This is a genomic window from Pseudomonas sp. B21128, from assembly GCF_044218865.1.
Lineage (GTDB): Bacteria > Pseudomonadota > Gammaproteobacteria > Pseudomonadales > Pseudomonadaceae > Aquipseudomonas > Aquipseudomonas iridis.
Genome location: NZ_CP162590.1, coordinates 3,188,752 through 3,204,068, shown reverse-complemented (window position 1 = coordinate 3,204,068; position 15,317 = coordinate 3,188,752). Strand labels below are relative to the sequence as shown.

Annotated in this window: 11 protein-coding genes; 6 read left to right on the top strand and 5 right to left on the bottom strand. The window is 58.9% G+C overall.

The annotated features are described in order from the left end of the window. The first annotated feature begins 76 nt into the window (after nt 1–76). The 3 genes from AB4P91_RS14295 to AB4P91_RS14285 are packed head-to-tail and all read left to right on the top strand — an operon-like array spanning nt 77 to nt 7,350. Entirely contained in the window at nt 77–703 is a 627-nt protein-coding gene (locus AB4P91_RS14295; RefSeq protein WP_103304761.1) for a response regulator transcription factor, read from the top strand. Nucleotides 704–711: 8 nt separating this feature from the next. After that, nucleotides 712–4,356 (top strand): transporter substrate-binding domain-containing protein, encoded by a 3,645-nt coding sequence (locus AB4P91_RS14290; protein ID WP_395603036.1) that lies wholly within the window; start codon nt 712–714, stop codon nt 4,354–4,356. Between the two features lie 48 nt (nt 4,357–4,404). Further along, a complete protein-coding gene (locus tag AB4P91_RS14285) occupies nt 4,405–7,350 on the top strand; it encodes an HD domain-containing phosphohydrolase (protein WP_395603035.1) in 2,946 nt (981 codons plus the stop codon). Here AB4P91_RS14285 and AB4P91_RS14280 read toward each other — a convergent pair whose 3' ends face one another. Beyond that, nucleotides 7,351–7,833 (bottom strand): GAF domain-containing protein, encoded by a 483-nt coding sequence (locus tag AB4P91_RS14280; protein ID WP_042560251.1) that lies wholly within the window; start codon nt 7,831–7,833, stop codon nt 7,351–7,353. Further along, complete coding sequence (locus AB4P91_RS14275; RefSeq protein WP_150593165.1) at nt 7,830–8,720, bottom strand: ATP-binding protein; 891 nt, start codon at nt 8,718–8,720, stop codon at nt 7,830–7,832. The genes AB4P91_RS14280 and AB4P91_RS14275 overlap by 4 nt, the downstream gene beginning before the upstream one ends. Nucleotides 8,721–8,885: 165 nt before the next feature. On the opposite strand from AB4P91_RS14275, the gene AB4P91_RS14270 reads away from it, so the two are divergent. Next, nucleotides 8,886–11,207 carry a response regulator gene (locus AB4P91_RS14270; RefSeq protein ID WP_150596193.1) on the top strand — a complete coding sequence of 774 codons (2,322 nt, stop codon included), beginning with the start codon at nt 8,886–8,888 and terminating at the stop codon, nt 11,205–11,207. Here AB4P91_RS14270 and AB4P91_RS14265 read toward each other — a convergent pair. The 3 genes from AB4P91_RS14265 to msrB form a co-directional block, all read right to left on the bottom strand. Then, nucleotides 11,191–11,652, bottom strand: a complete 462-nt coding sequence (locus AB4P91_RS14265) for a MarR family winged helix-turn-helix transcriptional regulator (RefSeq protein ID WP_150593163.1) — start codon at nt 11,650–11,652, stop codon at nt 11,191–11,193. The genes AB4P91_RS14270 and AB4P91_RS14265 overlap by 17 nt on opposite strands. Beyond that, entirely contained in the window at nt 11,649–12,134 is a 486-nt protein-coding gene (locus tag AB4P91_RS14260; protein ID WP_150593162.1) for a glutathione peroxidase, read from the bottom strand. Before AB4P91_RS14260 ends, AB4P91_RS14265 begins: the two co-directional genes overlap by 4 nt. A 101-nt stretch (nt 12,135–12,235) precedes the next feature. Beyond that, nucleotides 12,236–12,631 carry a peptide-methionine (R)-S-oxide reductase MsrB gene (gene msrB / locus AB4P91_RS14255; protein ID WP_150596196.1) on the bottom strand — a complete coding sequence of 132 codons (396 nt, stop codon included), beginning with the start codon at nt 12,629–12,631 and terminating at the stop codon, nt 12,236–12,238. A 225-nt stretch (nt 12,632–12,856) separates the two neighbouring features. Here msrB and AB4P91_RS14250 point away from each other — a divergent pair, with 225 nt between their 5' ends. Both AB4P91_RS14250 and htpX read left to right on the top strand, forming a co-directional pair. Beyond that, complete coding sequence (locus tag AB4P91_RS14250; protein ID WP_042560257.1) at nt 12,857–14,068, top strand: pyridoxal phosphate-dependent aminotransferase; 1,212 nt, start codon at nt 12,857–12,859, stop codon at nt 14,066–14,068. A 304-nt stretch (nt 14,069–14,372) separates the two neighbouring features. Continuing rightward, the gene (gene htpX, locus AB4P91_RS14245) at nt 14,373–15,260 is read left to right on the top strand and encodes a protease HtpX (RefSeq protein ID WP_150593160.1); all 888 of its coding nucleotides are present in this window, start codon (nt 14,373–14,375) and stop codon (nt 15,258–15,260) included. Nucleotides 15,261–15,317 lie beyond the last annotated feature (57 nt).

Here is a 15,317-nt window from a genome sequence, read left to right as displayed (position 1 = left end):
CCATGTCAGCTCATGCGAGCGCTCATTCATCTGAGCTAAGGTGCGCGCTTTATTCGTGCTTGTATGGGATTTGATTATGAACTCCGTTTTTATTGTCGACGATCACCCGGTCATTCGTCTCGCCGTACGCATGCTGCTTGAACATGAAGGTTATAAGGTCGTCGGTGAGACCGATAACGGGGTTGATGCCATGCAGATGGTGCGCGAGTGCATGCCTGATCTGATCATTCTCGACATCAGCATTCCAAAACTCGACGGGCTGGAGGTGCTGGCCCGGTTCAATGCCATGAGTTCACCTTTGAAAACCCTGGTGCTGACCGCCCAATGTCCGACCTTGTTCGGTATTCGCTGCATGCAATCGGGCGCCTCCGGTTATGTATGCAAACAAGAGGATTTGAGCGAACTGGTCAGCGCGATAAAAGCCGTACTTTCCGGCTACAACTATTTCCCCAGCCAGGCGTTGAATCCGGTTCGCAGTGACGATATTCGTTATACGGAACTGGAACTCTTCAAGTCCGTCAATGATCGCGAACTGATGGTCCTGCAATTGTTTGCCCAAGGTCGCACCAACAAGGAAATAGCCAAGGGAATGTTTCTCAGCAATAAAACCGTCAGTACTTACAAAAAACGTTTGATGCAAAAACTCAAAGCCAAATCCCTTGTAGAACTTATCGAGATGGCCAAACGCAACGCACTCGTGTGAGACCCCGTATGCCCAGCCGTTTAAAGGACTATCTAATTGCGTTGAGTGCAGGACTTTTCCTGAGCGCCAACGCGTTCGCCATGCAGGGCGGCTCACCTGACTACACCTTGCTCAGCCGGTCGGCAAACGAGTCAATGCCGGTCGCTTTTGAAGACTCTCAACGACAGTGGCTGCAAACCCGCCGCGAGCTGCTATTGGGCGCTTCCGCGCCGGACTATCCGCCTTTCGACATGACCGGCAGTGGCCAGGACTACGAAGGTCTGACCGCGGACTATGCGGGGATTCTCGGCGAGGCTACCGGCATGTCGATCCGGATCAAACGCTTTCCCTCCCGGGAGGCCGCGATTCGCGCGCTGGTCGATGGTCAAATCGACCTGCTCGGAACGGCCAACGGCTATGAAGCCGGCAACGCCAATCTTGCGCTGTCCGAACCCTACGCCAATGATCAGCCGGTGCTCGTCGCCCGCGAGGACGAAAGCCGCACATTGAGCGAAGGCCTGGCAGGATTGCGCCTGAGCATGGTTTATCACTATCTGCCACTGCATGAGGTCAAGGCGCTGTACCCCAAAGCCCTGATTACCTGCTACCCCTCCTACCAGAATGCGATCAACGCAGTCGCGTTCGATCAGGCCGATGTATTTCTCGGCGACACCATTTCCACGCATTACATGATCAACAAGGGCTACCTCAACAACGTGCGCATGGCCAATTTCGGCAAGCAGGAAGCCCACGGTTTCAGTTTCGCCGTACGCCGCGACAATCCGCAGTTGTTGAGCATAATCGACACCGTGCTCAAAGCGGTGCCGCGCAGCGAGCGTGAAAATATCGCCAAACGCTGGAGCGCCGGCAGCGATCTGCTGCTCACCGACAAGAAGCTGCAACTGACCCAACGCGAAGAAGCATGGCGCAACCGGCATCCCGTTGTCCGTGTGGTCGTGAATGAGGCATACGCGCCGCTGACCTTCTTCGACGGCGACGGCAATTTTCGCGGTATCAGCGCCGACCTTCTCGAACTGATCCGTCTGCGCACCGGCCTGCGTTTCGAGATCCGGCGCAGCCGTAACGACGCGGAGATGATCCAGCAGATAGACAGGCATCAGGCCGACCTTATCGCCGCCCTCCTTCCAACTGCCGAACGGGAAAAAACCCTGAGCTTCAGTCGACCCTATCTGGAAAACTCCTATGTGCTGCTGACGCGCAAGAGCGCCGACAGTCCGACCAATCTGGGCCAGCTCAAAGGGAAGAAACTGGCGATCGCCCAAGGCAATCCGATGGTCGAATACTTGCGAAGCGAGTTTCCCCGCATCCAGCTGGTTGAGACGGAGGATACCTTCAGCGCTGTCTCCCTGCTGGCCGAAGGTCACGTCGATGGAGCCGTCAATTCATTGGTGATCGCCAACTATTTCATCTCCTCACAAATCTTCGAACGAGCGTTGCAAATCACCACCACCATCGGCACCGGGCAGGCTGCATTTTCTCTGGTAACCGCGCGTGACAACCCGGAACTGAACTCGATCATCAACAAAGCATTACTGAGCATTTCCCCCGAAGAGCTCGGCGTCATCAATGGCCGCTGGCGTGGTTACTCCACGGCTTCGCAAAATATCTGGCGCAACTACCAGCGCCTGTTCTATCAGGTAATCATCGGTGCCTGCCTGCTCCTGCTGCTACTGCTGGCGTGGAACGCCTACATGCGCCACCAGATCAAACAACGCAAGGCCGCGGAGCGAGCCCTCAGCGACCAGTGCGAATTCATGCGCTCGCTGGTCAACGGCACACCGCACCCTATCTACGTTCGCGACCGCCAAGGGTTGCTGCAAAGCTGCAATGACAGTTACCTCGAAACGTTCAATGCCAAGCGCGAGGATGTCATTGGCAAAAGCGTCATGCAGGGTACCGTGAGCAACGCTTTTGAGGCTCAAGCCTTCCACGCCGATTACCAGCGAGTCGTCGCTGAAGGCATTCCGCTGTTGCTCGACCGGCCCCTGCACATCGGCAGCCGACGTCTGACGATCTATCACTGGATCATTCCCTATCGCGATTCAAGTGGTGATGTGAAAGGCATCATCGGCGGCTGGATCGACATCAGCGAACGCCGTCAGTTGTTCGAAGACCTGCGGGCAGCCAAAGAGCAGGCGGATGAGGCCAACCGCGCCAAAAGCACATTCCTCGCTACCATGAGCCATGAGATCCGTACGCCAATGAATGCCGTGATCGGCATGCTCGAACTGACCCTCAGGCGCATGGACCAGCAGCATCCGGATCGCTCCTCGATAGACACCGCCTACCATTCGGCCAAGGATCTGCTGGGGCTGATCGGCGACATTCTCGACATCGCCCGGATTGAGTCCGGGCGTCTGAGCCTGTGCCCGGAGCGGGTCAATCTGGTCGATACGGTGACGTCTGTCGCAAGAATCTTCGACGGCCTCGCCCGACAGAAGAACCTCGCACTGCAAGTCATCTTCAACCCGCCGGATCTGGCAGTCGACGTGCATCTGGATCCCCTGCGCTTCAAGCAGGTGCTGTCGAATCTGGTCAGCAATGCCATCAAGTTCACTGAGCACGGACACATCAGGATTACCCTGGACCTCATGAGCACGGACTTGCCTGCGCCGGCGTTGATGCAACTGACGGTACAGGACAGCGGCGTCGGTATCACTGCGGAGGATCAGCAGCGATTGTTCGAACCCTTTGCCCAGGCGGAGAACAGCCATCAACAGGCCCGCAGCGGTGCAGGTCTGGGGCTGGTCATCAGCCGTCACCTCTGCGAAATGATGGGCGGCCAGCTGCAACTGAGCAGCCAGCCCGGCATCGGAACTCAGGTTTGTGTTTCCCTGCCGTTGGAAACTTTTCCGGCGCAGGTGAGCACCGCCAGAACCGCCCCCTCAATCAAGACCTCACAGACACCCTTGCGCGTGTTGGTGGTGGACGACCACCCGGCAAACCGCTTGTTGATGTGTCAGCAGCTGGAATTTCTCGGCCATCACTTCAGCGTCGCCGAGAATGGCCGCAGCGGTCTGGAGCTGTGGAAGGATGGCGGCTTCGACCTGGTGATCGTCGACTGCAACATGCCCTTGATGAACGGCTATGACATGACCCGCGCCATTCGCCAGCACGAGCTGCAGAACCGCTGCCCACCCTGCACGGTGCTGGGCTTCACCGCCAACGCGCAACCCGAGGAAGTACACCGCTGCAAACAGGCCGGTATGGATGACTGCCTGTTCAAACCCTTGAGTTTGAGTCTGCTCGGACAGTGGGTCGACGGCATCACCCCGTTATCACCGACACCGGCATTCAGCTTGCAAAGTCTGAACATGTTGACCGGCGGCAGCCCCGTACAGGCCCGGCGTTTGCTGGTGGAACTGCTCAAGAGCAGCCGCCTCGATCGTCAGGAGTTACTCACGCTGGCGCTGGAACATGACCGCGACGCACTGGCGGTGGTCGCCCACAAAATCAAAGGCGCCGCGCGCATTGCCCAGGCATCACGCGTGATTGAATGCTGCGATGCCCTCGAACACGCCTGCGCGCAGGCATTGGCAAGGGAGGAGATCGAGCGTCGTTGCGAGGCGAGCAACCAGGCAATCCTCGAACTGGAGCAGGCCCTGCAGGAACAACTGGTTTTGTTCGATCAAGGCGCAATGAGCTTGCCTTAACTATGCTTAGGCGCTGAGCAGTGAGTTAAACGTCATGGAGAACCGGAAATGCCCAGCCCACTGCGCCCGGAAAAACGCCGGTTCCCGCTGCACGTGCACATCAGCGTCATGTTCACGTTTCTCCTGCTGCTCACCGGGGTAGTACTGGGGTTGTTCAATTATCGCCAGACCACGCACATCATTCTGTCGAGCAGCGAGAAGCTGTTCAACCGGATCGAACAGGACGTGCGCCTGGACATCTCCGCCACCTATCAGCCGATCCGGCACCTGCTGAGCCTGCTGGCGGACTACCCTGCCACTCAGGCGTTGAACCTTGAACAGCGCTTGCCGCTGCTCAGGCCGTTCAGCCAGTCACTCACGGATAACCCGAGTCTGGCTTCGCTCTATCTGGGTTATGCCAATGGCGATTTTTTCATGGTGCGCCCGCTACGCACTGCGGCCCTGAAATCGCTGTTCAACGCCCCAGACGCCGCGGCGTACCAGGTCTGGAGCATTGAGCATGACTTGCAGGGCGCATCGCACTCGCAATCGCTGTTCTTTGATCAAACACTGACTCAGCTCAGCCGCAAGGACAATCCCGAAGACTCCTACGACCCGCGCAGCCGAGCGTGGTTCGTCAATGCCCGCCAGCAAACCGAACAGATCACCACCGAGCCCTACGTCTTTTTTTCCACCCGCAATGTCGGCACCACGCTGGCCCGACGCAGCGGTGAACACGCGGTAATCGGCGCCGACATGACGCTGGCCGCCCTGTCTGCCACCCTCGGCAAACATGTGGTGACGCCGTCCACCGAAGTTGCCTTGTTCGATGCGCAAGGCAACGCCGTGGCCTACCCCGACAGCAGCCGTCTGATCGTCGCTGACAGTACCGCGCACCTGGTAAAAGCAGCCGACCTGAGCCCGAGCCTGCACGCGCTGCTGTCCGAAGCCCACACCGCCAATCGCCTTGAAGCCGATGGCCGGCAATGGATTGTCGCCCGCAGCAGCATTCAGGAAGGTGGGCCGGAAGGTTTGCAACTGGCCCTGCTGGTGCCGGAAGACGAACTGCTGGTGGATGCCTATCGCATGCGCTGGCAAGGCGCGTTGATCACCCTGACTACACTGCTGATGTGCCTGCCACTGGGTTGGCTGATCTCACGAGTTCTGGTCAAACCGCTGCACGCGCTGGTCAAGCAAGCCGATGCGATCCGCAGTTTCGATTTCAATTTCCCCCTGACCCGACGCTCACCGGTGCTGGAAGTCGACCAACTGAGTGTGTCGATGGCACGAATGAAGGACACCCTGGCGAGCTTCTTTCGCATCACCGATACCCTGGGCGCCGAAACGCGCTTTGCCCCGCTGCTGCAACGGGTGCTGTTTGAAACGGTGCAAATCGCCCAGGCTCAGGCCGGGCTGATTTATTTGCGTGATAACGACAGCAGTCGTATGGAGCCATACGGATTGATCATCGATGGCGCACCGCAATTGTTGGAGACGTTCGATATTCACGGCCACGACCTGCAAACAAGCAGCGGTCCGGCGTGGTTCCAACAATTGGTCAGCGCCAACAATGTGGTGAGCAACCTCGGTGTCGATCAGGCGGGTGACCTGCAGCGAATCCTGCTGGCGATGGCCTCGCCCCGCGTTCACCTGATCGGCATCCGCCTGCACAACCGCCACAACGAAACCATTGGCTTACTGATCCTGCTGGTCAACGACAGCGGCACGCCGGCCGACATGGAAAAACTGCGGCCCGACCGCATCGCCTTCTTGCAAGCGGTGTCCGGCGCCGCCGCAGTGAGTATCGAGAGTCAGCGTCTGCAGGCCCGACAGAAGCAATTGCTTGATGCGTTCATTCAGCTGCTCGCCGGCGCCATCGACGCCAAGAGCCCTTATACCGGCGGGCATTGTCAGCGGGTGCCAGAGCTGACCTTGATGCTCGCCCAGGCCGCAGCGGCAAGTACGGCGCCCGCGTTCAGCGCCTATCAACCCACCGAGGATGAATGGGAAGCCCTGCATATTGCCGCGTGGTTGCATGATTGCGGCAAAGTCACGACGCCGGAATACGTGGTCGACAAGGCCACCAAACTGGAAACCATCAACGACCGAATCCACGAGATTCGCACCCGTTTCGAAGTGCTCAAGCGTGATGCCTGGATCCGTTACTGGCAGGCGCTGGCCCTGGGCGGCAACGAACCCTCACTGGCTGAGCTGCGCGATACAACCCTGTCGACACTGGACGAAGACTTCGCCTTTATCGCCCGCTGCAATCTGGGCAGTGAGGCAATGGCCGAGGCCGATCTGCAACGCCTCGACAAGCTTTCCCGACTCACCTGGATGCGCACACTGGATGACCGCCTGGGGGTTTCATGGGAAGAAAACAAGCGTCAGGCACGCACGCCTGCACCGACTTTGCCGGTCAGCGAAAAACTGCTGGCGGACAAACCCGAGCATTTGTTTGAACGCGACGAAAACGAGCTGATTCCCGAAGACAATCCGTGGGGCTTCAAGCTGGATGTACCGCGCTACAAATTCAATCGTGGCGAGCTGTACAACCTGAGCATCACGCGTGGCACGCTGACCCGCGAAGAGCGCTACATCATCAACCACCACATGGTGCAGACGATCATGATGCTCACTCACCTGCCCTTCCCCAGCCACCTGGACAGCATTGCCGAAATCGCCGGCGGCCATCACGAAAAAATGGACGGCAGCGGCTACCCGAAACGCCTGAAACGCGAAGAAATGAGCCTGCCGGCGCGGATGATGGCCATTGCCGATATTTTCGAGGCGCTGACCGCAGCCGATCGCCCGTACAAGAAAGCCAAGTCGTTAAGCGAAGCGCTGGGAATCATGGCGACCATGAGCCGCGAGGCACACATCGATGCGCAGCTGTTTGGCTTGTTCATCAACGAAGGCGTCTACATGCAGTACGCCGTGCGTTTTCTCGACCCACAGCAAATTGATGCCGTGGACCCGGCCAGCCTGTTGCGCAAGGCTGGCCTTGACCCATGATCAGCAGTCGGTCAGGCGCAGGAAAATTGCCGCCAGTTGCTCGATGCCGGCCTGATCGTGCACACCAAAACGGGCGAGCTTGGGGCTGTCGAGATCGAGCACACCGATCAGGCGACCGTCCTTGACCAACGGCACCACCAGTTCACTCTCCGACGCACTGTCGCAGGCGATATGGCCGGGAAACGCATGAACGTCCTCAACGCGCTGCGTCTGCAGAGTGGCCGCAGCAGCGCCGCACACACCGCGACCAAACGGAATGCGCACGCAAGCGATTTGCCCCTGGAACGGCCCCAGCACCAGCTCTTCGTTGCGATTAAGGTAGAAGCCGGCCCAGTTCAAATCATCGAGCTGGTTGAACAGGAACGCCGAAAACTGCGCGGCGTTGGCGATGAAGTCGCGTTCGTCCGCCAGCAGTGATTCCAGTTGTGCGGCCAACATACCGTAGCCTTCGAGTCCCTGACCGCTCTGTTGCAAATCAATCATGCCTTGTGCTCCAACAATTTCAGTCCCACCCAGTATCGAGCGAATTGGTACGCGCAACGTCCGTTGCGATTGCCGCGGCCAGTGGCCCAACGCACGGCGAGAATCTCCAGTTCCTCGTCGCGTTGCCAGCTCAGGCCGGCCTTGGCGGCCAACTGGCCGATCCAGTGCTCGACGACGTTCAGGAAGTGTTCTTGCGTAAACGGGTAAAACGACAGCCACAGACCAAACCGGTCCGACAGCGCGATCTTGTCCTCCACCGCTTCGCTGGGGTGCAGTTCGCCGTCAACGCGTTTCCAGTTTTCGTTGTCGCTTTCCTTCTCCGGCACCAGGTGACGACGGTTGGACGTGGCATACAGCAAGACGTTGTCCGGCGCCTGCTCCAACGAACCGTCGAGCACGCTTTTGAGGACGCGGTAGTCGCCCTCGCCAGATTCGAACGACAAATCATCGCAGAACAGCACAAAACGTTGTGGCAGTTTGCCGATCTGCTCGACCACCCGTGGCAAGTCGGCCAGATGGTCGCGCTCGATCTCGATCAGGCGCAGGCCCGCCTCGGCGTGTTCCGCGAGCAATGCGCGCACCAGCGAGGATTTGCCCGTGCCACGCGAGCCCCAGAGCAAGGCATGGTTGGCCGGCATGCCATCGAGAAATTGCCGGGTGTTGCGCCCCAGCTGCTCCAGCTGACGGTCGACGCCGATCAGATCGGACAGGCGCATGTCGAGGCTGACCTCCAGCGGCAGCAGGTACCCGCTGCGTCCGTCACGCTGCCAGCGCGCCGCCAGGCAAGTGCCCCAGTCAATCACCGGACGCGTTGCCGGCAACAAGGGTTCGATCCGCGCCAAAACCGACTCGGCGCGTTCAAGAAAAGCATTTAATCGGGAATCCACATCTTTTCCTCAGGCTCGTTCACAGTGATGATGGCGATCCAGCGACGACACGCAGATGAAATTCCCGCTCTGTGCCTTGTTACAAGGCGATTCGGGATCCTTGGTATCGATGCATGATCGACTATGCTTGAGCAGCGAAGGGAAACGAAAGTGGTTCAACACCCCATGGATATCAAATTCACCCACCGGCTGTCGTACAAGCAAGCCAGGCTTACCGTGCTGGTCGGGTTCATTCTGGGCACGCTGCTCAGCCTGCTGCAAATCGGTATCGATTATGCCAGCGAAGACGCCTCTATCAACCGTGAAATCCTGTCTTTGCTGGAAATCAGCCACAACCCGGCATCACGCATCGCCTACAACATCGACGCCGAACTCGCCCAGGAACTCGCTTTGGGGCTGCTGCGCTCACCGGCAATCATTTCTGCGCAACTGACCGACAACAACAATACGGTGCTCGCCAGCGTCAAACGCCCGGAGCTGCAGAGCGGCTATCGGGTCATCAGTGACTACCTGTTCGGGGCCAAGCGCCGGTTCGAAGATCGCCTGTATCTGGATCATCTGCCCAACGAATCGCTGGGCACCCTCAAACTTGAGGTCGACACCTATGCGTTCGGCAGCCGCTTTCTGCGCCGGGCCGAAGTCACTCTGCTCAACGGCTTCGCCCGCAGCCTGCTCCTGACCGGCATCCTCCTGGCGCTGTTCTATGTGATGCTGACCAAACCACTGGTGCGGGTGATCCGTGAGCTCAGCGGGCGCGATCCGCGCAGTGTCGAGCCCACTACACTGGAATGCCCGACCGGGCACGCCAACGATGAAATCGGCGTGCTGGTCAAAGTCGCTAATCAGCAATTCGAAAACATCGCCACCGAGATCCAGCAGCGACGCAACGCTGAAAACCGTCTGACCGATTATCTCGGCCAACTGGAAAACATCGTCTCGGCACGCACCGTCGAGCTCAAGACGATCAATGCCCGGCTCAGTCAGTCCAACGAAGAACTCGAGGTCGCCCGCAGCACCGCACTGGAAATGGCCGAAGCCCGCTCGGCATTCCTTGCCAACATGAGCCATGAGATCCGCACGCCGCTTAATGGGCTACTGGGGATGATCGCCCTGTCGCTCGACGGACCACTGAATGCCGAACAGCAACAACAGCTGTCGATCGCCCACGACTCCGGCAAGGTGCTGGTGGAATTGCTCAACGATATTCTCGATTTGTCGAAGTTCGATGCCGGGCAACTTGAACTTGAACACATTCCGTTCGATCTCGGCTCACTGATCGAGGACACTGCCAACCTGCTCTCGCAAAACGCGGCGCCGAGCGTCGAGCTGACGTGCCTGATTGATCCGCATTTTCCGGCGCTGGTGCTGGGGGATCCGACAAGGGTTCGGCAGATCGTCAGCAACCTGCTGTCCAACGCGCTGAAATTCACCCGTTTCGGTCGGGTCGATGTGCGTTTGTCAGCTTACAAGGAGGGTGTGCGTATAGAAGTGTGCGACACCGGCATCGGCATCGCGCAGGAAGCCCAGCTGCGAATCTTCCAGCCGTTCACCCAGGCAGGCGCCGGTATCACCCGCCAATACGGCGGCACCGGGCTGGGACTGGCGCTCACTTACAACCTCTGCGAAGCGATGCAGGGACGCTTGACCATCAGTTCAGAGATCGGCTTCGGCAGCCAGTTTTGCGCCGAGTTGCCCCTGCCCTGCCATACCCGCGCGCTGGCTCAGCCGCCCCTGCATGGCAAAATTCTCGCCATTACCGCGGCCAGCAGTGGTCTGGCGGAGTTGCTGAAGAATCTGTTGCCGGTGTGGGGCCTGACGTACGAACAACGCACCATCGACGACTCGCTGCTGGGTGTCACGCCCGATGTGGTGATCACCGATTGCCCGGAGTGCCTGTTCGGGCTGCGTCCGACACTTGTCGCGCCAATCCTGCTGGTGACCGCCTACGGCAGTTTCCTGCCCAGTGAAGAGGCGGCGGCCCTCGCCCCGTTGCAACAACAAGCGCGGCCTCTGGCGCGCAATGCGCTCTACCAGAACCTGCGGCGCACCCTGCAACCTGAAGTCGCTACCCTCAACGCCGCACAGCTCGAAACGTCGACACTGGTCAAACGCGCGAAGGTGTTGCTAGTCGAGGACAACCCGGTCAATCAGCTGGTGGCCAAAGGCATGCTCGGCAAACTCGGCTGCGATGTGATCGTCGCCGCACACGGCGCCGAAGCACTGGATCAATTGGAGTATCACGAGTTCGACCTGGTGCTGATGGACTGCAACATGCCAGTGATGGACGGCTATGAAGCCAGCCGCCAGATTCGCCAGAGCGGACGCTGGCCAAACCTGCCGATCGTTGCGCTGACCGCCAACGCCATGTCCGAGGAACGCGAGCGCTGCCGGGCTGCCGGCATGAGCGACTATCTGGCCAAACCGTTTCGCCGTGAAGAATTGGCGGCGCTGCTGGATCAGTGGATACCGACTAGGACAGTGCCTTGATCTGCACGAGCAGTTGATCAAGACCGTTACGCAGTTCGTTGAGCCGGTCCAGGTCCACCCCGCTGTCGCAGAGCAACCGGGCCTTGAGCGGCCCGACCTGATCACGCAGCGCTTGTCCTTGTGGCGTCAGGCTCAGATGCACTTCCCGCTCATCGCGCGCCGAGCGCTGGCGCTGCACGAGTTGTAACTGCTCCAGACGCTTGAGCAGCGGCGTCAACGTGCCGGAATCCAGCGCCAGGCGTTCACCCAAGGCCTTGACCGTCGGCTGCTCCGGCGCGGATTGCTGCCATTCCCACAACACCAGCATCGCCAGATACTGCGGATACGTGAGGCCGAGCTGATCAAGCATCGGCTTGTAACCACGAATCACCGCCCGAGATGCGGCATACAACTTGAAGCACAACTGACTGTCGAGCTTCAGCGAATCAACGGACGAACTGTTCATTTGAGCAGGGCTTCGATCTCGCGGCTCAGGTCCTGCGGCTTGGTCGCCGGGGCGAAACGCTTGACCAACTGGCCATCCTTGCCGATCAGGAACTTGGTGAAGTTCCACTTGATGCCTTGGGAACCGAGTACACCCGGGGCACGTTTCTTCAATTGCACAAACAGCGGGTGGGCATTAGCGCCGTTGACGTCGATCTTTTTGAACAGGGGGAAACTGACACCGAAATTCAGTTCGCAGAACTCGCTGATCGCGCCCTCGTTACCCGGTTCTTGCTTGCCGAACTGATTGCACGGAAAGCCCAATACCACCAGGCCTTGATCCTTATAGGTCTGCCACAGCTCCTCGAGGCCTTTGTACTGAGGAGTGAAACCGCACTTGCTGGCAGTGTTGACGACCAGCACGGCTTTGCCGGCGTAATCAGTCAGGGTTTTCTGCTCACCTTTGATGGTGGTGCAAGGGATATTCAGCAGGTTGTCGCTCATGGTCGGCACTCTGTGATCAGGAAGAAGAAGCAAAAATAGCGAGCAATCGAATTGTGTGCAATTTAATTATCCAAAAGGCGACCCGCAGGTCGCCCGATCACTCACTCGCGAGGCACCAGATCCAGGCACACCGAGTTGATGCAATAACGCAGACCGGTCGGTGGCGGGCCATCCGGGAAAACGTGACCCAGGTGCGCATCACAGCGGGCGCATTTCACTTCGGTGCGAATCATGCCGTGGCTGATATCGCGAATCTCGGTCATGGCGCTTTCGCCGATCGGCGCATAGAAGCTCGGCCAGCCGCAGCCCGAATCGAATTTGGTCTTGGAATCGAACAGCGGCTCGTTGCAGCAGACACAGTGATAAACACCGTCGGTTTTGGTGGCGTTGTATTTGCCGGAGAACGGTCGCTCGGTCGCACTGAGGCGGCACACGTTGTATTGCTCGGGGTCGAGCATGGCTTGCCATTCTTCCTGGGTTTTTTCCAACTTTTCCATCATCACACCTCAGCGGCTGAAAAAGCCCGATCTGTACCTTTTCCACGGATCGGGCGGCACGTATGATTGCGCCTCGTTACACGCCAGTCTGGCAGCCAGACCGGGCGCATTCAAACGGATTCTTGGAGCCACGCGCTCAAGACGTCCGTCTGCGGGTAAACGCAGGAATACCAGTACGGTTGTCCATCCGCCGCCTGGATCGTTCATTTTCGGGATCACATCGCCATGCAGTTCAGCAAATCGAACAAGCTCGCCAACGTCTGCTACGACATTCGCGGCCCGGTGCTCAAGCACGCCAAACGTCTGGAAGAGGAAGGCCAGCGCATCCTCAAGCTGAACATCGGCAACCCGGCGCCGTTTGGTTTCGAAGCGCCAGACGAAATCCTTCAGGATGTGATCCGCAACCTGCCGACCGCGCAAGGCTACAGTGACTCCAAGGGCCTGTTCAGCGCGCGCAAGGCCGTGATGCAGTACTACCAGCAGAAGCAGGTCGAAGGTGTCGGTATCGAAGACATCTACCTGGGCAACGGCGTCTCCGAGCTGATCGTCATGTCGCTGCAGGCGCTGCTCAACAACGGTGACGAAGTGCTGGTGCCGGCGCCGGATTACCCGCTGTGGACCGCCGCCGTCAGCCTGGCCGGCGGTAACGCCGTGCATTACCTGTGCGACGAAGGTGCCGACTGGTTCCCTGACCTGGCCGACATCAAGGCCAAGATCACACCGAACACCAAGGCCATGGTGATCATCAACCCGAACAACCCGACCGGCGCGGTGTATTCGAAAGAAGTATTGCTGGGCATGCTGGAGCTGGCCCGCCAGCACAATCTGGTGGTGTTCTCCGACGAGATCTACGACAAGATCCTGTACGACGACGCCGTGCACATCTGCACCGCATCGCTGGCCCCGGACCTGCTGTGCCTGACCTTCAACGGTCTGTCGAAATCCTACCGCGTAGCCGGTTTCCGCTCTGGCTGGATCGCCATTTCCGGGCCGAAACACAATGCCCAGAGCTACATAGAAGGCATCGACATGCTGGCCAACATGCGCCTGTGTGCCAACGTACCGAGCCAGCATGCGATCCAGACGGCGCTGGGTGGCTATCAGAGCATCAACGATCTGGTACTGCCGCAGGGTCGCCTGCTGGAACAGCGCAACCGCACCTGGGAGTTGCTCAACGACATTCCGGGCGTGAGCTGCGTGAAGCCGATGGGCGCGCTCTATGCGTTCCCGCGGATCGACCCGAAAGTCTGCCCGATCCACAACGACGAAAAATTCGTCCTCGACCTGCTGCTTTCCGAGAAGCTGCTGGTGGTGCAAGGCACGGCGTTCAACTGGCCATGGCCGGATCACTTCCGCGTCGTCACCCTGCCCCGCGTCGATGAACTGGAAATGGCCATCGGCCGCATCGGCAACTTCCTCAAGTCTTACCGCCAATAACTAACCAGCAGTGCGCAACGGCCGAACGTTGCGCACTGTCTGATTCAGCAACACTTCTGCATTCCCAGCTTCCGCTCGCCTTCTACACTTGCGATTCATACCGGTCACGTGCGTCTGACGCAATGGCGACGGGTCGCGAGTGTTCGTCATCCGTGTCGGTGTCTGCTGTGGGAAATGGGGTTGTGTGACGAAGAATCAGCTGTAGGACACAGTTTGAAATAGTCACCCGGTTGAATAGCCCGGTGCAGCACCTTATATACCCCGCAGTACGCTACATCTTTAGCTTGAGGAGATTTCTACAACCATGATGCGCATCCTGCTGTTTTTGGCCACTAACCTGGCGGTCGTGCTGATAGCCAGCATCACCCTGAGCCTTTTCGGCTTCAACGGGTTCATGGCGGCCAACGGGGTTGATCTCGACCTCAGTCAGCTGCTGGTTTTCTGTGCGGTCTTTGGTTTCGCCGGCTCGCTGTTCTCGCTGTTCATCTCCAAGTGGATGGCGAAAATGAGCACCGGCACCCAGATCATCAGCCAGCCACGTACCCGGCATGAGCAATGGCTGCTGCAAACGGTCGAGCAATTGTCCCGCGAAGCCGGGATCAAGATGCCCGAAGTCGGTATTTTTCCGGCCTACGAAGCGAACGCGTTCGCCACTGGCTGGAACAAGAACGACGCACTGGTCGCGGTCAGCCAGGGCCTGCTCGAACGTTTCTCGCCCGATGAAGTGAAAGCCGTGCTGGCGCACGAGATCGGTCACGTCGCCAACGGTGACATGGTGACCCTCGCGTTGATCCAGGGCGTGGTGAACACCTTCGTGATGTTCTTCGCGCGAATCATCGGCAACTTCGTCGACAAGGTGATCTTCAAGAACGAAGAAGGTCAGGGCATTGCTTACTACGTGGCGACCATCTTCGCCGAACTGGTCTTGGGCATCCTCGCCAGCGCGATCGTCATGTGGTTCTCGCGCAAACGCGAATTCCGTGCCGACGAAGCCGGCGCACGTCTGGCCGGCACCAGCGCAATGATCGGTGCCCTGCAACGTCTGCGCGCCGAACAGGGCCTGCCGGTGCACATGCCCGACACCCTGAATGCCTTTGGCATCAACGGTGGCATCAAACAGGGCTTCGCCCGCATGTTCATGAGCCACCCGCCATTGGAAGATCGTATCGACGCCCTGCGTCGTCGCGGTTGATCCAACCAGAGTAAAGACAAGAAGGCCCGCAGAGATGCGGGCCTTTTTTTGTTGCTC

Excerpts from the sequence above, each read along its gene's own strand:
- AB4P91_RS14265 (WP_150593163.1), bottom strand. The coding sequence starts at position 11,652 with ATGAACAGTTCGTCCGTTGATTCGCTGAAGCTCGACAGTCAGTTGTGC.
- AB4P91_RS14280 (WP_042560251.1), bottom strand. The coding sequence starts at position 7,833 with ATGATTGATTTGCAACAGAGCGGTCAGGGACTCGAAGGCTACGGTATG.
- AB4P91_RS14260 (WP_150593162.1), bottom strand. The coding sequence starts at position 12,134 with ATGAGCGACAACCTGCTGAATATCCCTTGCACCACCATCAAAGGTGAG.
- AB4P91_RS14290 (WP_395603036.1), top strand. The coding sequence starts at position 712 with ATGCCCAGCCGTTTAAAGGACTATCTAATTGCGTTGAGTGCAGGACTT.
- htpX (WP_150593160.1), top strand. The coding sequence starts at position 14,373 with ATGATGCGCATCCTGCTGTTTTTGGCCACTAACCTGGCGGTCGTGCTG.
- AB4P91_RS14250 (WP_042560257.1), top strand. The coding sequence starts at position 12,857 with ATGCAGTTCAGCAAATCGAACAAGCTCGCCAACGTCTGCTACGACATT.
- AB4P91_RS14285 (WP_395603035.1), top strand. The coding sequence starts at position 4,405 with ATGCCCAGCCCACTGCGCCCGGAAAAACGCCGGTTCCCGCTGCACGTG.
- AB4P91_RS14295 (WP_103304761.1), top strand. The coding sequence starts at position 77 with ATGAACTCCGTTTTTATTGTCGACGATCACCCGGTCATTCGTCTCGCC.
- AB4P91_RS14270 (WP_150596193.1), top strand. The coding sequence starts at position 8,886 with ATGGATATCAAATTCACCCACCGGCTGTCGTACAAGCAAGCCAGGCTT.
- msrB (WP_150596196.1), bottom strand. The coding sequence starts at position 12,631 with ATGGAAAAGTTGGAAAAAACCCAGGAAGAATGGCAAGCCATGCTCGAC.